Genomic DNA, 21,781 nt, shown 5'->3' with positions numbered 1-21,781 from the left:
CTAGGATCGGGCCGCCGTGTGGCCTGGTCTTGGCAGAGGTTCGCTTCCAGCAGGTCAGCAAGACCTACCCACCGCGGCGGGGCAGTGCGCCCGTGCAGGTGCTGCGCCAGGTGGATCTGCAGATCGCCGACGGCGAATTCCTGGTGCTAGTGGGCCCCTCCGGCTGCGGCAAGAGCACGCTGCTGCGGCTGCTGGCGGGCCTGGAGGCTCCCAGCGGTGGCGAGATTTTTGTGGGAGATCGCTGCGTCACGCACCTGCGCCCAGCCCAGCGGGATGTGGCGATGGTGTTCCAGAGCTACGCGCTGTATCCCCACCTCAACGTGGCCAACAACATCGGTTTCGGCCTGCGCCGGCAACGCCAGCGCACCCCCATCCAACAGCTGCAGGACGGCCTGCACCGCGCCAGCCGCAGCCTGCCCCAACCCCTGCGGATCGCCTCCGGCCGCGAAGCCCGCATCGAAGCGCGGATCCAGGAGGTGGCCGCCACCCTCGAGCTCGACCATCTGCTGGATCGCCTGCCCAAGGAGCTCTCCGGCGGTCAGAAGCAACGGGTCGCTCTGGGGCGCGCCATCGCCCGCCAGCCGGCGGTGTTCCTGATGGATGAACCGCTCAGCAACCTCGACGCCAAGCTGCGCACGGGAACCCGCGCCCAGATCGTGGAGCTACAGCGGCGCCTGGGCACCACCACCGTCTACGTGACCCACGACCAGGTGGAAGCGATGACGATGGGCCACCGCATCGCCGTGCTCAACCGCGGCTATCTGCAGCAGCTCGGCACCCCGGCAGAGCTCTACCAGTGGCCCAGCAACCTGTTTGTGGCCCAGTTCATTGGCAGCCCGCCGATGAACCTGCTTCCCGTGCGCAGCGTGGGATCCGGTCAGCTGCAACTGGGCAGCCGCCGCTTCACACCGGAGGGCCCGATGGCCGAAGCCTTGCTGCAGTGGCAACACAACGGCGGAGCCGAAGAGCTGAGCGGCGGTCTTCGAGCCGAGCACCTCAAGCTGGCGCCCTCCACCAATCGCAACCTGGCCGCCGAGATCGCTCACGTGGAAGGGCTCGGCAATGAGCAACTGGTCACCGCCCGCCTGCTGGAGGGTGATCACCTGGTGCAGCTGCGGGCCGAACCCGATCAACAGCTGGTGCCCGGCCAGAGCGTGCACCTCGAGGTGGATCCCCACGGCTGGCGCCTGTTCGATCCAACCGGCGAAGCGATCCCCCGCCCGGAGCCTGCCGCCACACCCGGACGCGAGCCGGTGCTGCCGCAGCTGGGCTGAGGGCAGCCAGGCGCGATCAGCAGCGGCTCATTTCAGCCAGATCACACTGCAGCCCTGGCCACCATCTCCCTGCTCGGCATCGCTGACGCGCTCCACGTAGGGCAGCCCATCAAGCCAGGCGCGCAGGCCGCGCTTGAGCTTGCCGGTGCCGATGCCATGGATCACCCAGGTGGGGCCGTTGGCGCTGCGCAGCACCTCCTCCACGGCCGCTTCGGCTTCATGCACCCGCATGCCGCGCACATCCACGGTGTTGCGCTCGGTGCGCACATCCGGGCTGCGGCCACCGAAGGCTTTGCGGCTGCGCACCTGCACCTGCGGCTTGCTGACCTCCGGCGGAGCGGGCTTTTCGCCGTTGAGGCCCTCGATCGCCGAGAGCTCCAGGTTGAGGCGCATCACGCCGCAGCGCACGGTGAGCTCGCGGCCATCAGCGGAGAGGGCCAGCACTTCCCCCGCCTTGCCCAGCGACAGCACCCGCACCCGATCGCCCAGCGCTGGGCGCCAGCCCTTGTGGTCACGCCGTTCCGGCTGGGGCCGGTGCTGCTGCTCCAGGGATTTGAGCCTCTGGCCGGCGCGGCGAGCCGTTTCGCCCAGGCTGGTGGTGTCCACATCGTGGCCCTGGCGCAGGCGGCGGATGATGCGCCGCACCTCTTTCTGGCCATCGCGGATCGAGCGCTCCAGCTGCTGGCGGCGCTGCTCCTGCAGTTCGGCGCTCTGCTCCTTCTGCTGCTGCCAGCGCTGCAGCAGTTCCTCGTGCAGCAACTCCGTGCGAGCCAGCAGCGCCGCAGCCTCCTCGGCCGCTTCCTGTTGCTTCTGCCGCTGGTTCTCCAGGCCGGCAATCACCTGATTCACCTCCCCTTCACCGCGGGGAGCCAACAGTTGTTGGGCTTCCTCCAGCACCTGGCCATCAAGCCCTAGGCGGCTGGCGATCGCCAGGGCGTTGCTGCGCCCGGGGATGCCCCATTGCAGGTGATAGGTGGGCGAGAGGGTCTCCACATCGAAGGCCACCGAGGCGTTTTCGAAGCGGGCGTCGTTGTATTTGAGGGCCTTGAGCTCACCGAAGTGGGTGGTGGCGATGGTGAGCCGAGCCCGCTCCGCCAACTGGCGCAACAGGGCAATGGCGAGGGCTGTGCCTTCGGTGGGATCGGTGCCGGCCCCCACCTCATCGAGCAACACCAGTGAGGCACCGGGAGCGGCCCCGAGATCGGCAGCGGCCGGGGGCAAGGCCTCCAGGATCCGGGCGATGCGGCGCACATGGCCGCTGAAGGTGGAGAGGTTCTGCTGCAGCGACTGCTCATCACCGATATCGGCCAGCACCTGGGCGCACCAGGGCAGCTGCGGTGTGCCGCTGCAAGGCAAGAACAAACCGGCACGGGCCATCAGGGCCGCCAGGCCCACACTTTTCAGGGTCACCGTTTTGCCGCCGGTGTTGGGGCCCGTGATCGCCACCACCCGCAAGCCCTCGTGCACCCGCACACTCACCGGCACCACAGGGTGGGTCCCCTCGCGGCGCTCCTGCCAAAGCAGCAGGGGGTGGCGCAGCCCCTCCAGCCGCAACGGTGCCAGCGGATCGGCGACCAGCTCCGGCCGCACCGCCCCCAGCCAGGCGCCGTAGCGGGCCCGGGCCAAGGCTGCATCCAACTGGAGCAGCACCTGCTGGAGATGCTCGAGCGCCGCTTGCTCGTCGCCCACCAGCGCACTCAGCTCCTGAAGCACGGCGCGCTCGGCTTCGCGCGCTTCTCCTTCGAGCTGCCGCAGCCGATTGCCCAGGGGAATCACCGCCTGAGGCTCGATGAACACGGTGCTGCCGGAGGCGGAGCTGTCGTGCACCAGGCCGGGCAACTGCCCGGCCAGCCCCGCCTTCACCGCCAGCACCGGCCGGCCGTTGCGCTCGGCGATCACGCTGTCCTGCAACAGGGCGGCGTAGCGCCGCAGCAGATCATTGAGCCGATCACGGCGCTCCTGGCGAGCGGAGGCGATCTGACGGCGCAGCTGGGCCAGAGGCGAGCTAGCTCGATCCGCCACACGGCCGCCGTCTTCGATGCAGAAGCGCAGGCGCTGCTCCAGCTCCGGCAGCGTGCGCAATCCCTCCACCATCGCTGTGGTGACGGGGCGCAGCTCCGCATCATCGATCTGGCGGCGCAGGCGCCGGGCCGTCGCCAGGGTGGTGGCCACATCCAGCAGCTCATCAGCCCCGGCCACACCGCCCTTGGCACAGAGCTGCACGGTGCGCCGAAGATCCGCCACACCCTGGAAGCTCAGGCCTCCTTCGGTGAGGCCATCGAGGGCCAACAGTTCAGCGGTCTGCGCCAGTAGCTCCTGACTGGCCTTCAGGCTGGGTGCCAGCGGCAACTCCCGGCAAAGGCTGCGGCCCGCCGTGGTGCCGGCAAAGCCCGCCACGTGCTCTCCGAGCCGGCGCCACTCCAGCAGCTCGAGAGCCTCGATCTGGATCGGGCTCAGCGGGAGGGGAGGGTGCGGGTGTTCGTCCGGGGCGGTGTCCGGGTCTGGATATCCATGGATATCCGGAGTTGGAGGGCACTCAGCCACAGTTCGCCCCAACCCGGCCTCGCCCCAATCCCCGGAAGAGTCCGCACGCACAGCCTCCCCAACCGTCACGCGCGACCTACAGCGATCGGTTCAGCACCGACGTTGGAGGGAAGCCCTTCGGCCGGCTCGTAAAGCATCTCCAGCCAGTTCCCCTCCGGATCCTGCATGTAGAAGGAGGCGGTGCCATCGCGGTGGTCATGCACCGGACCGCAGCTGTGCCCCTGCTGCACCAGCTGCTCGCGGATCCGATCCACCTCGCCCCGCTCCTGGAAGTGGAAAGCGAAGTGGGGGCCGGCGGCGCGGTAGTCCGGGCTCAGCAGGGCGATCCCTTCACCGCTGTGGGGCCACTGGACGTAGCACCAGTCGTCGGCATCCCAGGTGAGCCTTAGGCCCAGCCCCAGATAAAAAGCCTTGGCGCGATCCATGTCCTGCACCCGCAGGGCGACATGGCCGAGTCGGTGGGTGGAGGACATGACAGGCGTCAACGATCCTTCCATTGTCAACGCCGTCGTGCGCAATCGCGGGTGGGCCGGAATGATGGTGCGGGTGCGATGCCAGCGTTGAACCTCAAGCCATCCCTCCTGAGCCTGCGGGGCTGGGCGCAGCAGCAGGCCGCCGATCCCGATGGTCAGGTGCTGCTCAGCCTGATCAGCGTCGGCGGCCTTACCGCACTCTGGGCTCTGTTCTGGCCGGTGCCCACCGAGGTGGTCGGGCGAGGGGTGGTGATCGTGCCTGGCGGCGCCACCGTGCTCGACAGCCGCGCCGAAGGTCAGATCCGCGAGCTCAACGTGAAGGTGGGCGATCGGGTGCGCAAGGGGCAGCTGCTGATGGTGCTCGATCAGCCGGCACTGGAAAAACAGTTGGAACGCCAGGAGCGCGACCTGCGCGAACTCGAGCAAATCAACGGCGACCTGAACCGCCGCGACGCGATCCGCCTGGCGGCAGCCCGCGAGGTGCGCGATACAGCCCTACGGAAGCTGGAACGGGAGCGGCAACGGGTGCGCAGCCTGCAGGGCACCTATGCCCAGAAAGTGGCCGACTTCGCCCATCTCGCCAAAACGGAAGTGGTGGCCCCCCTGGGCCAGGAGGTGGTGGCCACCTCCGATCGCAACACCCAGCTGCAGGTGGAGCTCGATGAGCTCAACATCCGCGAAAAGGATGTGATCAGCGCCTACACCAAGGTGAAGCTCGACATCGACACCGAGCAGCAGCAGCGGCGCTTCCGCATCGACAACACCCGCCGTGAAGTGCGCGTGAGCGAGGCCCGCCTCAAATACGAGGGCAACCTCACCGCTAAACGCGACGGCAGCATCCTCGATCTGCAGGTGATCCGCGGCCAGACGGTGAAACCGGGGCAGCGCCTGGGCACCCTCGGCGCACCCGCTGCCACCGACACCAACACACAACCACCAGCGCTCCAGGCCATCGCCTACTTCCACCCCGCCGATGCCCGACGCCTGCAGCACGGCCAGGGCATTGAGGTGGTGCCCGACTGGCAGCAGCGCGGCCGCTTCGGCGGGATTCAGGGTGTTGTGGAACGGGTGAGCCTGCTGCCAGCCACCCCGGAAGACATCAACACCACCATGGGCAACCCACCCCTGGCCCAGTCGCTGGTGGCCAGTGGCCCGGTGATCCGCAGCAGCATCAAGCTGCTCACGAAGCCCAACAGCGACGACGGCTACCGCTGGACCCTCTCCAACGGCAGCAGCGTGTTTCCCATTCGCGAAGGCCTCACCCTCAAGGCGCACGCCTATGTGGAGTGGCGCACACCGATCAGCTATATGCTGCCGATCCTGCGCGATCTCACCGGTACCTACCGCACCCCCCGGCTCGACCAGCAGCAGGATCAACCCAGCCGACGCCAGGAGGGAACGCTGCCATGAAACGGGAATGGCCCTTTCTCGCCTTGGAGGTGCTGTTTCTGGTGGTGCTGCTGCAGAGCAATGCCCCGGAGGTGTGGTTTTGGTTCATCGCCCTGCTGGTGCTGCTCGGCTGGCGGAGCCTCGCTCTGCGCCAACGGCTAATCCAACGCCGCGCTACGGCTGAGGCTGCAGCTGCTGCACCAGAGCAGCCGGCAGCGTGATCGGCAGGGTGAGATCCTGCTGCGGCTGATCGGGCACCGGCTGCAGCTGCCGCAGCATGCGGGCATAGCTGAGGTTGGCGAGGGTGGTGGATTCGGCGATGCCCTCCATCGACCGGGTGAGCAGGGTGATCGTTTCACTCACGTCGGTGTAATCAGCCAAGCCCAGCTGGTAGCGGGCGCGGGCATCACGGAAGGCTTCCCGGGAGGCGCGATAGGAGGCCTCCGCCGCGGCGAGCTGGCTGAGCGACGCGCGGTAGTCGTAGAAGGCGGTTTCGAGCTCCTGGCGAATCTGGTTGCGTTGGCGGGCCAGCCGCTGCAACACCGCCTCGGCGGCGGCGCGACTCGCCTGGGCGGCTCCGCTCGACACCCCGGCATCAAACAAACGCCAGTGCAGGCGCAGGCCGGCCACCCAATCGGCGCTCTGACCAGAGAGCTGGGGAATGTTGGTCGCGGAGCAACAGCCCTCGAGGTCAATCACCGGCTTGGTAATCACATCCGTGCCACCACCGCCGGCGGCAAACAGGTTCAAACTCGGGAGCAACTGCGCCTGGCGGCGATCGGCCTGACGCATCAGCGCATTGCGCTCCGCCGCGAGCTGCTCCAGCGAAGGGTTGTCGCGCAGGCCGGCCAGCACCGTGGCATCCAGCGGCAAGGGCCAGGCCGGCTGCAGCTCCACCTGCGTTTCAGCCACCAGCAGGGTGCCAAAGGCCACGTTGAGCAGATTGGTGAGGGCCTGGCGGCGGCTCAGGCGCATGGCCTCGGCCTGCTCCTGGCGGAAGCGGCTTTGCTGCAGCGCCGCCTCCGCCCGCAACAGATCCAGCCTCGGCACGAGGCCAGCACCTTTGAGCGCTGCCACCTGGTCGCGCACCAAGCTGTCATTGCGCACCACCGCCTCACGGATGCGGAGCAACTGCTCAGCGAGCTGCAGGCCGTAGTACGCCTCGCTCACCTTCAGTTGCAGCTCCCGCAGAGCATCGCCGTACTGGCGCAGGGCTGCCGAGAGGCGCTGATCCTGTTCAGCCAGGGCGGCTCCCCGCTCGAAGCTGATCAGCTCCCAATCCATATCGAGGCTGCCCCAGCCGCTGCCGCGGTTGGTCTGGATGCGGCTCCACCCGTTCTGCTCCACCAGAAAAGCCGACTTGGGATTAGGCGCAGGTGGCGTGGTGACTGCGGGATACAGACCCGCGTTGTCCTGGAGCACCAGGTTGGTGTCGCTGCGCTGGGAGAACGCACCACCCAGGTTGAGCCCGAGCCGCGGCCAGAAGCGCCCTAGCACCGAGCGTTTGAGGCCACGCATCTGGGCGATCTGGGCGCGCCGCTCAGCCAGCTCTGGATTGTTGGCCACCGCCACCTCCAGAGCCTGCGCCAAGGAGAGCACCCGTTCTTGAACCTGATCGACAGCTGAGGCCGAGAGGGGCAAGGCAGCCGGATCGGGAGCGCGCAGGGCTGGATCCGCCAAATCGAAGGCACGCTCAGGCGCAACGGCACCAGGACTGAGCGCCCCATCCAACGCCTGGAGATCGCGCTCGAAGGCGGCCAGCGAACGCAGCAAACCCGGCGACGGTGGCAGGCCGCTGGGAGCTGCTGGGGCTGCCAGAGGCCCCATCGGCAACAGGGCGGCCCAGAGCAGCCCAGCCCAGCGGACGCGCAACATCACTTTGAGGGGCCTTGCTCAGGCACCGGCGGGGCAGCCTCCCGCCGGGCCGCCTGGGCCAGATCGTGGAGCCCCACGCTGGTGCGTGCCAGGCAGCCAATTGAAAAGCAGATACAGGCGCTGCCCAGCAGGCCCCAGTGAACCCGGCCGCTGTTGGCATGGATCTTGGTGACCATCAGCACCACCGCCACCGCCGTGGCCCAGGGAATGCCGATGATCAACAGCACCGAGGAGCGACTCATCTCAGCAGCGCTCAGTGCAGCACCAGGTGCTCGAGCTGTTGCTCAGCCGCTGTGCGGCGGCGGTTGAGCTGCGCCAGCACCCACGACACCTTGCACACGCAGCCGATCGAAAAACAGATCGAGGCGCTGCCGAGCAGGCCCCAGCCATGGCCATGCAGGCTGAAATCTTCGGCCAGCAGCAGGCGCAGGGCTAAAAGCGCCATCAGGCTCGCCGCCACCCAGGGGCCATGGACCCACAGCAGCAGATAACGGGCCATCGAACCTCACACGGCTGCCGGTGCCCCAGGAGGATCGCATTCCCAGGGCTCCACGCCAACCGTGCTGCCGCAGAACTCAGCTCAACCCTGACGCAGCCATTCAGCCGCATCACAGGCGTGATACGTAAGGATCAGATCGGCGCCGGCGCGCTTGAAGCAGAGCAGGGTTTCCAGCACCACAGCCCGCTCATCGATCCAACCCTTTTCGGCGGCCGCTTTCACCATCGCGTATTCACCACTCACGTTGTACGCCGCGATCGGCAGCTCGCTCTCTTCGCGCAAGCGGTGAATGATGTCGAGATAAGCCAGTCCTGGCTTCACCATCATGATGTCGGCGCCTTCCTGCTCATCGAGCTGGGCCTCGGTGATCGCTTCGCGGGCGTTAGCCGGATCCATCTGATAGGTGGATTTGTCCTTGGGGATCGGCTTGCTGGCCGCAGCACGAGGCGCTGAATCCAGAGCTTCGCGGAAGGGCCCGTAGTAGGCGGAGGCGTATTTGGCGGTGTAGCTGATGATTCCCACGTGCTCGAAGCCTTCTTCATCGAGGGCTTCGCGGATGGCGCCGACGCGGCCGTCCATCATGTCGCTGGGGCCGATCAAATCCGCACCGGCGCGCGCCTGAGCCACGGCCTGCTTGCAGAGGATCGCCACGGTTTCGTCGTTGAGCACCACCCCTTCGCCGCTGACGATGCCGTCGTGGCCGTCGCAGGAATAGGGATCCAGGGCGACGTCCGTCATGATCGCCATCCCCGGATGCACCTCCTTAAGCCGGCGGATGGCGCGGGGGATGAGGCCGCCTTCGTTGAAGCACTCGGCGCCGTCTTCGGTTTTGAGGCCATCGGCCACCTTCGGGAACAGCACCACGCAGCGGATGCCCAGATCCCAGGCGCGGCCCACTTCCTGCACCAGGCCCTCAAGGCTCCAACGCTGGCAGCCGGGCATGGCGCCGATCGGCTCGTTGCTGGCACCCTCGTGCACAAACAAGGGGTAAATGAAGTCGGCGGCGCTGAGGGAGGTCTCGCGCACCATCGCCCGCAAGGCAGGGGAACGGCGCAGGCGACGGGGGCGGTAAGTGAGCTCCATCAGGGCAGACGCAGGGTCGGCAAGCAGGGCCGGATCCTACGGAGCCCAGCCCTCAGCTCACATCCAGCTCCACCTTCACCACATCCACAGGCCCGCGCCCTTCGGCGTTGAGCTCTTTGGCGGCACGCAAGGCGGCTTCATGGGCATGAAACAGATGCGCCGACTCGGCATCCGCCACTTCCATCAGCGACTGACCGTCGGCGGCGATCGCCAGGAATCGCCCGCTGGCCGGCACCTGGATGGCATAGCGCTCCGGCTGGGTGCAGTCCTGGGGATGGGCCGGATCGAGGTGGGGCGACCAGAAATGCAGCACCGGCTTGATCAGCAGGCTCAATGGCATCACCGTAATCAATTTCGGCAAAGACGCCAGACCAGCAACACATAGGATATTGCAACTCATTCGCAATAGCGAGGTGCCATGGCTGCATCGCCCCGGCTGGTGGATCTGCCCACAGGTGCAACGGCCACGGTGGCGGCGCTCAACGCTGATCAGGGCCTGCGGCAGCGCCTTGAAGCGCTCGGCCTACGACCGGGACAAGGTGTTCAGGTGCTGCGCCGCGGCTGGTGGTCGGGCCCGCTGCATGTGCGCGTCGGCATGACGGAACTGATGCTGCGCCGCCGCGATGCCGCCCGGGTGAGCCTGACCGCGTGAGCACCGTTGCCGTTCTCGGCATGCCCAACACGGGCAAGTCGACCCTGTTCAACCGACTCACGGGCCATCACGCGCACATCGGCAACTGGCCCGGTCTCACGGTGGACCTGATGCAGGCCGACCTGGAGCTGGCGGGGCATCACCTTCAACTGATCGATCTGCCGGGCATCTACGACCTGCGCGGCCTCAGTGACGACGAAGCCGTCGTGCGCCGCTTCCTCGAGCAGACCCCGGTGGATCTGGTGCTGGTGGTGCTCAATGCCAGTCAGCTCGACCGGCAGCTGCGCCTGGCGTTGCAGGTGCAACAGCTGGGTTGTCCAGCCGTTCTGGCACTCAACATGGCCGATGAGGCAGCGCGGTTTGGGGTGCGCATCAACGCCTCGGCCCTCAGTGAGGCCGTGGGCCAGCCGGTGCTGCCCCTGAGCGCGAAGTACCGCCAGGGCCTGGACACCCTGCAGCACGCCCTGGTCGCTCAGCTGGAGACCAGCGAGGCAGGGGCGGCCTCGGTACCGGAGCAGCTGGAGGAGCGGCTGGCGGCCATGGATGCCGATCTCGACGGCGCCATGGCGGATCTGGTCAGGCGTTGCGTGGCTCTTCCAGAGCGCTGGCGCGACAGCCGCAGCCGGCGCCTCGATGCGGTGTTGCTGCACCCATTGCTGGGGCTGCCACTGTTCTTCCTGGCCATGGCCCTGATGTTCCAGGGGATCTACGCCATCGGTGTGCCCGTGCAAGAGGCGCTCGGCAGCCTGCTGGATCAAGTCGGGCAGGGGGTGCTCGAGCCCTTGCTGGCTCCGTTGCCGAGCCTGCTCCAGGGATTCCTGCTGGAGGGCCTCTATCAAGGCCTGGGCACGGTGATGGCCTTCCTACCGGTGATCGCCCTGTTCTTCCTGGCCATGGGCGTGGTGGAAGACAGCGGCTATCTCTCGCGGGCCGCCTATCTGATGGATGCCTTCATGGAGCGGTTAGGCCTCGATGGCCGCAGCTTTGTGCTCTCGCTGATGGGTTTCGGCTGCAATGTGCCGGCGATCCTCGGCACACGGGTGATGCGCGATCGGGGCCTGCGGCTGCTCTCGATGCTGGTGATCCCCTTTTCGCTCTGCTCAGCCCGGCTGAACGTGTTTCTGTTCATGGCCGCGGTGTTTTTCCCGCCCCGAATTGGGGGTCTGGTGATCTTCGGGCTGTATCTGATGAGCTTCGCGGCGGCGATGCTCACGGCCCTGCTGTTCCGCGGCCGCTTCCCCAGCAACGAACCGCTGGTGCTGGAGCTGCCGCCCTACCGGCTGCCCACCGCTGGCCAGGTGCTCAGCCGCTCCTGGAGCGAAGTGAAGCATTTCTGGCTCTGGTCGCGCCGCTTCATCATCCTGGGGGTGGTGGCGGTGTGGCTGCTCAACAACCTGCCGGTGGGGGTGGAACCCGCCAGCAGCGCCAGCCTGGCGGGGCGGCTCGGGCAGCTCATGCAGCCGCTGCTAGCGCCCATCGGCATCAATCCCAAATTGGCGGTCGCCCTGCTGTTTGGCTTCATTGCCAAGGAGATCGTGCTGGGGGGCCTGGCCGTGATCTACGGCCAGGCGGATCCCGGAGCCCTAGGCCGCGCCATCGCCAGCGATGTGAGCTGGCCTCAGGCCCTCAGCTTCATGGTGTTCACGCTGCTCTACACGCCGTGCCTATCCACCGTGGCGGTGATTCGCAGCGAATCGAAGCGCCTGGGATTCACGGTATTCAGCGTGGCCTGGTCGCTGCTGCTGGCCTGGCTGGTGAGCCTGGTTGTGTATCAGGGGTTGATGCGGCTGCTCTGATCAGCCCCAGCAGCGCACAGATCAGGTCCAGTTGCCACCGAACATGTCGTCGTAGCCCTCGTAGGGGTCGTATTCGGCCCAGCCGGGGCTGGCTTCATCGAAGAGGCCATAGCGGGCTGATTCGTCATCCATCAGCGTGTTGCCGGTGGGCTCGGTGTTGCAGGTGATGCCTCCCCCGGATGCGGGCTGGCAATCGGTGAACTCCACGCCTGCCTGGGCCGGCAGCACCGCGGCCCACAGCAACACAGGAACGAGCCAGCGAGTCATGGACGCCACGCAGGGTGCACTGAGATGATGGCGCCTCCCGTGAGCCTGAGCGCGATGTACACCGACTGGACCGCCGTTGCCCTGCTGCTGCTCACTGCGGCCCCGTTGCTGCTGGTGGTCGCCACCACCGCCTTCTTCATCTGGCGCCAGAAGTCGAAGCGCTGATCTCGGCGCGCGCCCCACGGGATACACGCTGACAGAGTTCGCTGGACGGGGGCGCCGCCGGATCCGGCAAGCCGAACACGGTTTCAAACACTGGGGTCTGGCCCTGCCCCAGGCACTCCAGGCAGGTGCGGTAGCCAGCAGCCTCGGTGCGCAGCACGCCGCTGCCGCCGCAGCAGCTGCATGTGCTGTCGACCCTCTTGGCCTCTCGCTGAGAGCTGGTCATCGTGAATCGCGCTGATGCCGTTCACTCTGGGGACTTTTGAGCGGATTGATCCCGAAGCCTTCCTTAAGCCTTCAGGCCTGCCGCTGAAGCGCGGTCTGCAGCGCCTCAAGGCTGCAGTGTTGCAAGAGCTCTTGGCTGCTGAGCCGGGTGCCAGCGGGCACCAACTGCAAACTCGCCGCCATCAACCCCACCACGCCAGGGGCATCCAGCCCTTGCGCCACCAAGCTGTCGAGCCCGAAGCCGCCATCGCGTTTGGAGAGCCGCTGGCCCTGCTCATCCCGCCACAGCGGCAGGTGCCAGTAGCGCGGCGGCTCACCAGCCAGTTCGTGCATCACGGCCACCTGCGGCGCCGTGGCACTCCAGAGATCACTGCCGCGCACCACATCGGTGATGCCCAGAGCCAGCTCATCCACCGCGGTGGCCAGGTGATAGGCCAGAAAGCCATCGGCGCGGCGCAACACCACATCGCCCACCTCCGTTTCGGCCTGGAGGCTGCCGCTGCCGGCCAACTGCTCAGGCCAGAGCAAGGCACCCGGCTGGAGGCGCAGGCGCCAGCTGGGCAGCCGCCCCTGCTGCGGCCCCCAACCTGTGGCGCGATCTCGGCAAAAGCCGGGATACACCTGTGTGCTGCCGTGAGGTGCTGACACATCCGCCAACATGCGGCGACTACAGCGGCAGGGGTAAAGCCGCCCTTGGCGTCGCAGGGCCGACAGCACGCTGGCGTACAGCCCACGCCGCTCGCTCTGGCGGATCAAGGGGCCATCCCACTCCAGGCCCAACCCCCTGAGATCGCTGAGGATCGAGGCTTCGGCGCCGGCACGGTTACGCGGGGTGTCGAGATCGTCGATCCGCAGCACCCACTCTCCGCCCTGCAAACGGGTGATCAGCCAAGAGAGCAGGGCCGTGCGGAGATTGCCGAGGTGGAGCCGACCGGTGGGGGAAGGGGCATAACGCCCTCGATAGCCCTGCCGGCAGGCGAGTTGGCGCTGCAGGTGGTCGGGCAACACGGCGCTGGGGCGGGCAGCAAGACGCCCCTCAAGCATCTCCCATCAAAAAAGGCGGACTTTCGGCCGCCCAACACGCTTGCTTGCGAGGCTGTGATCAGCCCTGCACGCGGTCCTTGAACAGCTTGCCGGCGGTGAAGGCAGGCACGCGCTTGGCGGGGATTTTGATCTTGTCGCCGGTTTTGGGGTTCAGACCCTGACGGGCAGAACGCTCGCGGGGCTCGAAGGAACCGAAACCAAGGATCGAGACCTTCTTGCCTTCCACCACGGAATCAATGATGGTGTCGATGGCAGCGTCCACCACCTGGGCGACGTCGGTTTTGGTCAGCTCAGTGCGGGCGGCAACGAGGTTGACGAGATCAGCTTTGTTCATCGGACTGGGGGAAAGCCTCTGGGTCAGTAGCAGCCGGGCGGCTCGGGAACACCGACCGCCACTGGGTTCAGCGCGCCAATGGTATGGGGGTTGGCAAGGGCCGGCAACCATCGGACCCCTTTTGCAGCCATGGTTTTGCCACTTTTGTGACCCTTCGAGCACCGAAGCGGCTCCAATCGGGGCTTAAACGGCGTGTTGATCGGCCAGGGCCGTCAGGTCGAGCTGCTGGAGCATCAACCGCGCCGATGGCACCAGCGCCTCACCCCGCAATGCCCCCAGCCCAGCCCCACTCGCCAGCCACTGCGGCTGCTCCGGCGGCAGCCAGGTGCGCAGGGTCTCGAGGCTGCGCAACCAGCGGCCCCAGTGGAAACTGCGGCGCGTGCGCAGCGGCCCCGCCTGCCCAGGCGCCAGGGGGCTCAACAGCCGGCCGCAGAACAGGATCGAGGCTTGCTCAGCCAGGAGCACCGCAGCACCGGGCGTGGGGCCGGGCGTCCACAACAACCGCAGGCCAGGCTCCAGCTCAGCGTGGGCAGCAAACGTGATCAGCTGCTGCACCCCCGGCAGCAGATAGGCCTCCTGCTCCTGCACGTGCACCGGCCAGCCCAGGGCCTCCTGAAACCGGCGCAAGCGGCCATGGCCATCCCGGCCCGTCAGCACGATGCAGCCGGAAGGCTTCTCCTGGAGGAAGGCCAGATTGGCGTCGTTAAACGCGGGGCAATCAACCAAGACCCCAGCTCCGGCCCCAGCCGGATGCTCTAGCCACCAGGCGCTGCCACCCTGGCTCTCGCGGCTCGGCGCAAACAACCAGAGCCCCTCCTGAACCAACCGCGGCGGGCGACCGGCGGGCGTGGGTTGTGCTTGGAGCCGTGACATCAGGGGGCAGGACCCGCAGACAACACCTAGCTTGTGGCAGCGGCCCCCTGGCTCCGGTGCGCACGATCCGACTGGGACAACCCTGGCCCCTGGGGTCAAGCGCCACCGACACGGGCGTGAATTTTTCCCTGGTGGCCCCGATGGCCACCCGCGTCGAGCTGTTGATTTTTCCGGCGGGCAACGCGCCGGAACCCGATCAAGTGGTGGAGCTCGACCATCACCACCGCTCCGGCGACATCTGGCATGTGGAGGTGGAAGGCCTCGGCATCGGCTGCTGCTACGCCTACCGGGTGTTCGGCCCGCTGCAGCCAGGCCGGCACGGCTTCAACCCCTCCAAGCTGCTGCTCGATCCCTGCGCCCGGGCGATCACCGGCTGGGATGTGTACCGCCGGGCTGATGCGGTTGGGGCGATGCCGAACACCGCCAGCTGCCTGAAAGGGGTGGTGACGGAGCGCGACCGCTTTGATTTCCGTGCTGCACCGCGGCCGCGCCACAGCTGGCAGCGCACGGTGATCTACGAGCTTCACGTGGGGGGCTTCAGCCGCGGCGCAGGCAGCCCGGTCAGCCCGGCCGCGCAAGGCACCTACCTGGGGCTGATCGAGGCGATTCCTTATCTCAAGGAGCTGGGCATCACCACGGTGGAACTGCTGCCGGTGATGGCCTTCGACCCCCACGATGCGCCAGCCGGCCGGCTCAATTACTGGGGCTACAGCCCCTTGAGCTGGATGGCCCCGCACCACGCCTACCAGCAGGGCGACGATCCGCTGCAGATCCGCCACCAGGTGCGTCAGCTGGTGAGCGCCTGCCACCACGCCGGCCTGGAGGTGCTGGTGGATGTGGTCTACAACCACACCTGCGAAGGCAACCAGGCGGGGCCCACCCTCAGCTGGCGCGGCATCGATGACCGCAACTACTACCACCAGAACGCCAAAGGCGATTACCTCGATGTGAGCGGCTGCGGCAACTCCATCGCCGCCAATCGCCCCCACTCCCGGCGGCTGATCCTGGAATCCATGCGCTGCTGGGCGCTGGAGCTGGGGGTGGATGGCTTCCGCTTCGACCTGGGCATCGCCCTCAGCCGCGGCGACGAGCTGGCCCCTCTCGATCATCCGCCTCTGTTTGAAGACATCGAAGCCGATCCCGAACTGGCGGATCTGAAGCTGGTGAGCGAACCGTGGGATTGCGGCGGCCTCTACCGCCTGGCTGATTTCCCAGCCCGGCGGGTCGGAGCCTGGAACGGCCGCTTCCGCGATGACGTGCGGCGGTTCTGGAAAGGAGATGACAAGAGCTGCTGGCCCATGGGGCAACGCTTGGCGGGCAGCCCTGATCTGTTCGGCGGCCAGCCAGCCTTGCTCGGCCGCAGCATCACCTTCCTCACCGCCCACGACGGCTTCACCCTGGCCGATCTGGTGAGCTACAGCCAAAAGCACAACCTCGCCAATGGCGAGGACAACCGCGACGGCGATAACCACAACAACAATTGGAATCACGGCGCCGAGGGCCCGAGCACTGATCCAGCCGTCACCAGCCTGCGGAACCGGCAGCTGCGCAACCTGCTCAGCTCACTGCTGCTCAGCCCCGGGGTGCCGATGCTGCTGATGGGCGATGAGGTGCGCCGCAGCCAGGGCGGCAACAACAACGCCTGGTGTCAGAACAACATCCTGGGCTGGATGCACTGGCAGCCGGATGCCGAGGATCAGGCCCTGCAGGTGTTTGTGCGGCGGCTGATCCACCTGCGGCACCACCTGGCGGACCTGCTCAACCCGGAGATCCCCCATCCGGAAGCGGGCAAGGCCCTGCGCTTTGATCAGGCCGGCCATCTGGTGCGCCAGTGGGATGGCGTGAAGCTGGGCCAGCCGGATTGGGCCGCCTGGTCGCACACCCTGGCCTGGAGCCTCAACGACCACGAGCGCGGCCCCCTGATCTGGTGTGGCATGAATGCCTATCACGAGGATCTGAGTTTCGAGATCCCCAGCTGCAGCAGCGGCTGGCGCCGGGTGATCGACACCCACCAACCCAGCGGTGACGACCTACCGACCGATGCGCCACCCATCGACGGGAGCAGCATCCCAATGGGCAGCCGCAGCCTGGTTCTGCTGGTGGCAGCCCCCCTGATGGAAGGGCATCAGCTGTAAGCGGGCTGCGGGAATCGAACCCGCATCATCAGCTTGGAAGGCTGAGGTTTTACCACTAAACTAAGCCCGCAACAGTACAAACGCTCTACAGCGCTCGCCTGTGGCCTGGCGCGCGTTGGGTTTCGCGCCGGTTGCAGCATTATGACCTGCGTTCGGAACAGGCCTGTTGTCCGCCGCCACCCCAAACGCCCCCGCCGCTCCCTTTGATGCGGCCAGCCTGCGGGGGGCCTCGCGGCTGCGCTTGCTGGTGGCCTACGGCCTGGGGGACGCCGGCACCGGCATGGCCGCCTCCCTGATCGGCTTCTACCTCTTCATCTTCTATACGGCGGCTGCCGGATTGCCCGCCTGGATGGCCGGCCTTGTGCTGATGCTCGCCCGCCTCTGGGACGCGGTGAACGACCCCGTGGTGGGTTGGCTCAGTGACAAAACCACCAGCCGCTGGGGGCCGCGCCTCCCCTGGATTGTGGGCAGCGCCTTGCCCCTGGGGGTGGCCATGGCCCTGATGTGGTGGCTGCCCCCCGGCAGCGACTGGGTGCGCTTCTGGGTGTTCGTGGCGGTTTCGGTGTTGGCCAACAGCCTCTACACCTGCGTAAACCTCCCCTACGCCGCCCTGGCAGCAGAGCTCACCACTGATGTGTCGCTGCGCACCCGGCTGAACATGGCGCGCTTCACCGGCTCGATCACCGCGGGGCTGGTGGGCATCGTGCTGGGGGGCCTGCTACTGCGCGACCACCAGAACCCGCTCAGCTACTGGAAGGTGGGTGTGTTTTCGGGCCTGATCATCACTGTATGCACCCTGCTGTGCGCCTGGGGCGTGGCGCCCTCAGCCCGCCACTGCCAGAAACCCCTAGCCGAGCGCGGCACCACGCGGCGCCTGATCAAACGGGTGCGCAGCAATGGGCGCTTCATCAAGGTGCTGGGGCTCTATCTGCTGCTCTGGTGTGCGCTGCAGATCATGCAAACCGCGGCGCTGATCTTTTTGCCGGTGGTGATGCACGTGCCGGAGGGATGGAGCAACTGGATCCTGCTGCCGTTTCAGATCAGCACCCTCGTGGGCCTGCAGCTGTGGACCTCGGTGTCCAACCGGCAAGGCCGCATTCGCGCCCTCTACTGGGGCAGTGGTCTCTGGGTGAGCGGCTGCATGGCCGCCATGCTGCTGGCGCCTCTGGATGAAGCGATCAGTCCGCTTGGGTCCCTTGCCAACGCCCTCCGCCTGGCGTTGTTGCTGGGCGCCATCCTGCTAGTGGGCCTCGGCGCCTCCACCGCTTACCTGATCCCCTGGGCCCTGCTGCCCGATGCCATCGACGCCGACCCGGAGAAACCGGCCGGCCAATACAGCGCCTGGATGGTGTTCACCCAAAAGATCTGCATCAGCTTTGCCCTGTTCTTCTTCGGCAACCTGATGAGCCTCAGCGGCTACGTGGCGTCCCGCGGCATGCTGCAGCCCGACAGCGCCCTGGTGGCGATCCGGCTGTGCATGGGCATCATTCCTGCAGTTCTGGTGGTCCTCGGCCTGGTGGTGATGCGCCGCTGGCCTGAGAAGGGTCTGCACCTGCAGCACCACCCCAGCGCTGGCTGACCCCCACCCATGCCCCAGATGTTCCGCCGCCGCCGTCTCCCCGCCTGGCTTCGCCCCCGCTGTCTCACGCGATTGGGCGAAAGCTGTCTGATCGGTGGGCAGGCCATGGCGGCCCTCGCCAAAGGCCAGGTGGGCATCAACGATCTGATGGCCGAACTGATGGAGGCCGGCCCGGGAAGCTTCCTGATCGTGATCATCACGGGCTTAGCGGCCGGCACGGTGTTCAACATCCAGGCCGCTTCAGAACTGGTGAAGCAGGGAGCCGGCAGCACCGTGGGCGGCATCCTCGCCCTCGGTCTGGCCCGTGAAATCGCACCGATCCTCACCGCCACCCTGGTGACGGGCAAGGTGGCTACGGCTTACGCCGCGCAGCTCGGCACGATGAAGGTGACCGAACAGATCGATGCGATCACCATGCTGCGCACCGATCCCGTGCAGTACCTGGTGGTACCCCGGGTGCTGGCGATGTTGATCATGACGCCCGTGCAATGCCTGGCGTTCTTCGCGGTGGCGATGTGGTCGGGCCAGGTGAGCAGCACCTTGCTGTATCAAATCCCGCCGGGGGTGTTCTGGAATTCGGTGCGCACCTGGATGGAGCCATCGGATCTGCCGGCGATGTTGCTGAAGGCCGTGGTGTTCGGCCTGCAGATCGCCGTGATCTCCTGCGGCTGGGGCCTCACCACCCGCGGCGGCCCCAAGGAAGTGGGCACCAGCACCACCGGTGCGGTTGTGATGATTCTGGTCACCGTGTCGCTGATGGACGTGGTGCTCACCCAGTTGCTGTTCGGCGAATGACCGGTTCTGAAGCGCCCCTGCCCGATCCCAGCCAGGGGGTGATCCTGGCGCCAAGCCCCTGGCTGCCCCTGGCGGTGGTGGCCTTGGGGCTGCCCTGCCTGCTGATCAACCTCTGGCTGGCGCTGGTGGTGAGCCTGTTCGGGCTGTTTCTGCTGATTCAGAGCCAGATTCTGCGGTTGCAATTCAGTGCCGATGCCCTGCTGGTGTGGCGCGGCAGCACGGTGCTGCGCCGCTTCCCCTACAGCGAATGGCTCAACTGGATCGTGTTCTGGCCTGCGCTGCCGGTGCTGTTTTATTTCCGTGAACAGCGCAGCATCCACTTTTTGCCGGTGCTGTTTGATGCCACCACCCTGCGCGAGCAGCTCAACCATCACGTGAGCGCCCAGCCATGAGCGACGACGTCTCCACACCTGCGCCCGACACCGCCAGCGAGGCGCCGCAAGCGGACTGGCAACAGCTGGCCCTGCGCGAACTGCAGCAGCAGCGCGATGCCCTGGAAGCCGAAATCAGCACGCTGAGCGCACGCCGCGATCAGCTCCAACAAGACATCAACAGCAGCTTTGCCGGCCAATCGGATTCGATCGCCCGGCGGGTGAAAGGCTTTCAGGACTACTTGGTGGGAGCCCTGCAGGAGCTGGCCGTGGCGGCCGAACAGATGGAGCTGGTGGTGCAGCCCCTGGTGGTGCAGCCCTCCCCCCTGGATCAGGCGGCGGCCCAGGCCGCCAGCAGCACCGATGCAGCGCCCGCCGCAGCACCGGCCGCTGCGGGCCTGTTCAGTGCCGATGAGCCCCTGATCCGCGAGCGGCTTCAGGGCTTCCAGGGCCAGCCAGATTTCTATGCCGACCCGTGGAAGCTGCGCCGCAGCCTGGAGGCCTCCGGGGCGAGCCTGCTCGAAGACTGGTTCCTGAACCAGGGCGGCCGCGGCGCCCAGCCCAGCAGCGGCAGCCGCAACCGCAATGCCCTGATCACCGCGGCAGCCATCTCGATCCTGGGCGATCTCTACGGCGAGCGCTTCCAGACCCTGGTGTTGGCCGGAACCCCGGAACGGCTGGGCGAGTGGCGCCGCGGCCTGCAGGATTGCCTGGGCCTGGCCCGCGAAGACTTCGGCCCCCAGAGCGGCATCGTGCTGTTCGAGCGTCCGGATGCCCTGATCGAACGGGCCGATCGCCTGGAAGAACGGGGCGAGCTCCCCTTCATCGTGGTGGATGCCGCTGAACCGGCTGTGGAGATCCCGATCCTTCAATTCCCGATCTGGCTGGCCTTTGCCGGAAGCCCCACCGAACTCGCCCTCGACGACGACCTGCTGTGACCGCACTCCTGCAAACCCCGCTGTTCTGCCTGCTGGCGGGCTATCTGCTCGGGTCGATCCCCAGCGGCTACCTGGCCGGCCGCTGGCTCAAGGGCGTGGACATCCGCAGCCTGGGCTCCGGCTCCACCGGCGCCACCAACGTGCTCCGGCAGTTCGGCAAGGCCCCGGCCCTGGTGGTGTTTCTGGTGGATGTGCTGAAGGGCACGGCTGCAGTGCTGCTGGCCAAAGCCCTGCTGCAGCCGCTCGGCATCACCGCTGAAAGCGACTGGTGGGTGGTGGCTGCCGGGTTGGCCGCACTAGCCGGGCACATCTGGCCGGTGTGGCTGGGCTGGCGCGGCGGCAAGGCGGTGGCCACGGGCCTGGGCATGCTGCTGGGCCTCACCTGGCCGGTGGGTCTGGCCTGCTTCGGCGTGTTCATGGCCGTGATCACGATCTCAAGGATCGTGTCGCTCTCCAGCGTGATCGCCGCGCTGAGCCTGCCGCTGCTGATGCTCGGCTCCTTTGCCAGCTCTGGCACCGGCCTCAGACCCGCCTATCTGGCTCTGGCGCTGGTGGCAATGGTGCTCGTGCTCTGGCGCCATCGCAGCAACATCGAGCGCCTGCTGGCCGGCACTGAACCGCGCATTGGCCAAAAGAGCTGAGGCTCTCGGCCTCAGCCCAGCTGGCGGCTACGTTCCGCCGCGGCCACCACGGCCTCGATCAACGCCGCGCGCAGGCCAGCGCTTTCGAGAGCGCGAAGGCCGGCAATGGTGGTGCCCCCGGGGCTGCTCACCATGTCTTTGAGCTGAGCGGGATGGAGCTGCTGCTCCTGCAGCAAGGCCGCTGTGCCAGCCAGGGTGCGCTGGGCGAGGTGGTGGGCTTGCACCCGGGGCAAGCCAGCCGCGACAGCACCATCGGCCATGGCCTCAGCCACCAGCGCCACGAAGGCGGGCCCTGAGGAGGTGAGGGCCAAGAAGGCATCCAGCTGGCTCTCCGGCAGCTGCAGCACTTCGCCCACCTGGGCAAACAGCTGCTCCACCCACTCCTGCTGGTCTGCCGACACCCCATCACCCCAGGCCAAGCCGGTGAGACCAGCGCGCACCAGACAAGGGGTATTGGGCACGGCCCGCACAATCCGCCAACCAGGGAAGAGGCGCTGCAGGCGGGCCAGGGTCACACCCGCCAACACAGACATGAGCAAGGGCGGCTCAACACCACTGGGGGCTGGAGCAGCGGCCGCTACGGCATCGAGTTGCTGCGGCTTCACCGCCAGGAGCACCGCAGCCGAGCCCCAGGCCGCCGCCGCCTCGGTGCTCACCTGGAGATCCGGGCGCTGGGCACGCAAACGCTCTGCAGAAGCCGGGGACGCCACGGCGGCCTGCACCACGGCCGCGTTGAGCTGACCGCTCTCCAGCAGGGGAAACAGCAAGGCCTGGGCCATCCGGCCCAGGCCGATCACCCCAAAGCTGGCGGGGGAAAAGCTGCTCAAGGGGC

General features: G+C 67.2%; 25 protein-coding genes and 1 tRNA gene. 12 read left to right on the top strand and 14 right to left on the bottom strand.

Annotation, left to right across the window (positions count from 1 at the left end):
* The first annotated feature begins 29 nt into the window (after positions 1–29).
* The gene (locus CB0101_RS11705; protein ID WP_010311193.1) at positions 30–1,274 is read left to right on the top strand and encodes an ABC transporter ATP-binding protein; all 1,245 of its coding nucleotides are present in this window, start codon (positions 30–32) and stop codon (positions 1,272–1,274) included.
* Positions 1,275–1,301: 27 nt separating this feature from the next.
* On the opposite strand, the gene CB0101_RS11700 is transcribed toward CB0101_RS11705, so the two are convergent.
* Both CB0101_RS11700 and CB0101_RS11695 read right to left on the bottom strand, forming a co-directional pair.
* On the bottom strand, positions 1,302–3,731 hold the full coding sequence (locus CB0101_RS11700) for an endonuclease MutS2 (RefSeq protein WP_029553109.1): 2,430 nt from the start codon (positions 3,729–3,731) through the stop codon (positions 1,302–1,304).
* A gap of 152 nt (positions 3,732–3,883) precedes the next feature.
* Positions 3,884–4,291, bottom strand: coding sequence for a VOC family protein (locus CB0101_RS11695; protein WP_043718066.1), 408 nt, complete (start codon positions 4,289–4,291; stop codon positions 3,884–3,886).
* Between the two features lie 78 nt (positions 4,292–4,369).
* Here CB0101_RS11695 and CB0101_RS11690 point away from each other — a divergent pair, with 78 nt between their 5' ends.
* Together CB0101_RS11690 and CB0101_RS11685 are read left to right on the top strand one after the other, a co-directional pair.
* Entirely contained in the window at positions 4,370–5,701 is a 1,332-nt protein-coding gene (locus CB0101_RS11690; protein WP_010311200.1) for an NHLP bacteriocin system secretion protein, read from the top strand.
* The gene (locus CB0101_RS11685) at positions 5,698–5,901 is read left to right on the top strand and encodes a hypothetical protein (protein ID WP_010311202.1); all 204 of its coding nucleotides are present in this window, start codon (positions 5,698–5,700) and stop codon (positions 5,899–5,901) included. Before CB0101_RS11690 ends, CB0101_RS11685 begins: the two co-directional genes overlap by 4 nt.
* Here the strand turns inward: CB0101_RS11685 and CB0101_RS11680 are convergent.
* From CB0101_RS11680 to CB0101_RS11660, 5 genes are all read right to left on the bottom strand, one after another.
* A complete protein-coding gene (locus tag CB0101_RS11680; RefSeq protein WP_010311204.1) occupies positions 5,855–7,555 on the bottom strand; it encodes a TolC family protein in 1,701 nt (566 codons plus the stop codon). The genes CB0101_RS11685 and CB0101_RS11680 overlap by 47 nt on opposite strands.
* Positions 7,555–7,797 (bottom strand): hypothetical protein, encoded by a 243-nt coding sequence (locus tag CB0101_RS11675; protein WP_010311207.1) that lies wholly within the window; start codon positions 7,795–7,797, stop codon positions 7,555–7,557. The genes CB0101_RS11680 and CB0101_RS11675 overlap by 1 nt, the downstream gene beginning before the upstream one ends.
* A gap of 11 nt (positions 7,798–7,808) precedes the next feature.
* Positions 7,809–8,054, bottom strand: a complete 246-nt coding sequence (locus CB0101_RS11670; protein WP_010311209.1) for a hypothetical protein — start codon at positions 8,052–8,054, stop codon at positions 7,809–7,811.
* An 81-nt stretch (positions 8,055–8,135) separates the two neighbouring features.
* Positions 8,136–9,137, bottom strand: a complete 1,002-nt coding sequence (gene hemB, locus CB0101_RS11665) for a porphobilinogen synthase (protein ID WP_010311211.1) — start codon at positions 9,135–9,137, stop codon at positions 8,136–8,138.
* A 52-nt stretch (positions 9,138–9,189) separates the two neighbouring features.
* Positions 9,190–9,477, bottom strand: coding sequence for a hypothetical protein (locus CB0101_RS11660; protein WP_136644113.1), 288 nt, complete (start codon positions 9,475–9,477; stop codon positions 9,190–9,192).
* A 78-nt stretch (positions 9,478–9,555) separates the two neighbouring features.
* Between CB0101_RS11660 and CB0101_RS11655 the strand changes: the two genes are divergently transcribed.
* Together CB0101_RS11655 and feoB are read left to right on the top strand one after the other, a co-directional pair.
* Entirely contained in the window at positions 9,556–9,789 is a 234-nt protein-coding gene (locus CB0101_RS11655) for a FeoA family protein (protein ID WP_010311216.1), read from the top strand.
* Complete coding sequence (feoB, locus tag CB0101_RS11650; protein WP_010311218.1) at positions 9,786–11,585, top strand: ferrous iron transport protein B; 1,800 nt, start codon at positions 9,786–9,788, stop codon at positions 11,583–11,585. Before CB0101_RS11655 ends, feoB begins: the two co-directional genes overlap by 4 nt.
* Positions 11,586–11,606: 21 nt before the next feature.
* Here feoB and CB0101_RS11645 read toward each other — a convergent pair whose 3' ends face one another.
* Positions 11,607–11,852 (bottom strand): hypothetical protein, encoded by a 246-nt coding sequence (locus tag CB0101_RS11645; protein WP_010311220.1) that lies wholly within the window; start codon positions 11,850–11,852, stop codon positions 11,607–11,609.
* Positions 11,853–11,891: 39 nt separating this feature from the next.
* On the opposite strand from CB0101_RS11645, the gene CB0101_RS15770 reads away from it, so the two are divergent.
* Positions 11,892–12,017, top strand: coding sequence for a hypothetical protein (locus tag CB0101_RS15770; RefSeq protein WP_256360120.1), 126 nt, complete (start codon positions 11,892–11,894; stop codon positions 12,015–12,017).
* Here CB0101_RS15770 and CB0101_RS11640 read toward each other — a convergent pair.
* From CB0101_RS11640 to CB0101_RS11625, 4 genes are all read right to left on the bottom strand, one after another.
* The gene (locus CB0101_RS11640; RefSeq protein ID WP_136644112.1) at positions 11,989–12,240 is read right to left on the bottom strand and encodes a hypothetical protein; all 252 of its coding nucleotides are present in this window, start codon (positions 12,238–12,240) and stop codon (positions 11,989–11,991) included. The genes CB0101_RS15770 and CB0101_RS11640 overlap by 29 nt on opposite strands.
* Positions 12,241–12,311: 71 nt before the next feature.
* Entirely contained in the window at positions 12,312–13,283 is a 972-nt protein-coding gene (gene gluQRS / locus CB0101_RS11635; protein ID WP_010311226.1) for a tRNA glutamyl-Q(34) synthetase GluQRS, read from the bottom strand.
* Positions 13,284–13,341: 58 nt separating this feature from the next.
* Positions 13,342–13,617, bottom strand: a complete 276-nt coding sequence (locus CB0101_RS11630) for an HU family DNA-binding protein (protein ID WP_010311229.1) — start codon at positions 13,615–13,617, stop codon at positions 13,342–13,344.
* A gap of 183 nt (positions 13,618–13,800) precedes the next feature.
* Entirely contained in the window at positions 13,801–14,490 is a 690-nt protein-coding gene (locus tag CB0101_RS11625; RefSeq protein ID WP_010311231.1) for an MBL fold metallo-hydrolase, read from the bottom strand.
* Positions 14,491–14,546: 56 nt separating this feature from the next.
* On the opposite strand from CB0101_RS11625, the gene CB0101_RS11620 reads away from it, so the two are divergent.
* Positions 14,547–16,625, top strand: coding sequence for a glycogen-debranching protein (locus CB0101_RS11620; protein ID WP_029553111.1), 2,079 nt, complete (start codon positions 14,547–14,549; stop codon positions 16,623–16,625).
* Here CB0101_RS11620 and CB0101_RS11615 read toward each other — a convergent pair.
* Positions 16,625–16,695, bottom strand: a tRNA-Gly gene (locus tag CB0101_RS11615). The genes CB0101_RS11620 and CB0101_RS11615 overlap by 1 nt on opposite strands.
* Positions 16,696–16,791: 96 nt before the next feature.
* Here CB0101_RS11615 and CB0101_RS11610 point away from each other — a divergent pair.
* Genes CB0101_RS11610 through plsY form a run of 5 tightly spaced genes read left to right on the top strand, consistent with a single transcriptional unit; the run spans position 16,792 to position 20,949 of the window.
* Positions 16,792–18,204 carry an MFS transporter gene (locus CB0101_RS11610; protein WP_010311234.1) on the top strand — a complete coding sequence of 471 codons (1,413 nt, stop codon included), beginning with the start codon at positions 16,792–16,794 and terminating at the stop codon, positions 18,202–18,204.
* A gap of 9 nt (positions 18,205–18,213) precedes the next feature.
* Complete coding sequence (locus CB0101_RS11605; protein ID WP_010311236.1) at positions 18,214–18,999, top strand: ABC transporter permease; 786 nt, start codon at positions 18,214–18,216, stop codon at positions 18,997–18,999.
* The gene (locus CB0101_RS11600) at positions 18,996–19,391 is read left to right on the top strand and encodes a DUF3119 family protein (RefSeq protein ID WP_010311238.1); all 396 of its coding nucleotides are present in this window, start codon (positions 18,996–18,998) and stop codon (positions 19,389–19,391) included. The genes CB0101_RS11605 and CB0101_RS11600 overlap by 4 nt, the downstream gene beginning before the upstream one ends.
* Entirely contained in the window at positions 19,388–20,308 is a 921-nt protein-coding gene (locus CB0101_RS11595; protein ID WP_010311239.1) for a DUF3086 domain-containing protein, read from the top strand. Before CB0101_RS11600 ends, CB0101_RS11595 begins: the two co-directional genes overlap by 4 nt.
* On the top strand, positions 20,305–20,949 hold the full coding sequence (plsY, locus tag CB0101_RS11590) for a glycerol-3-phosphate 1-O-acyltransferase PlsY (protein ID WP_010311242.1): 645 nt from the start codon (positions 20,305–20,307) through the stop codon (positions 20,947–20,949). The genes CB0101_RS11595 and plsY overlap by 4 nt, the downstream gene beginning before the upstream one ends.
* Positions 20,950–20,960: 11 nt before the next feature.
* Here plsY and proC read toward each other — a convergent pair whose 3' ends face one another.
* Entirely contained in the window at positions 20,961–21,776 is an 816-nt protein-coding gene (proC, locus tag CB0101_RS11585; protein WP_010311245.1) for a pyrroline-5-carboxylate reductase, read from the bottom strand.
* Positions 21,777–21,781 lie beyond the last annotated feature (5 nt).

This window comes from Synechococcus sp. CB0101 (genome assembly GCF_000179235.2).
In the GTDB taxonomy this organism is placed as follows: Bacteria; Cyanobacteriota; Cyanobacteriia; order PCC-6307; family Cyanobiaceae; genus Vulcanococcus.
Note: the sequence above shows the minus strand (reverse complement) of the source record. Positions and strands in the feature narration are given on the sequence as shown.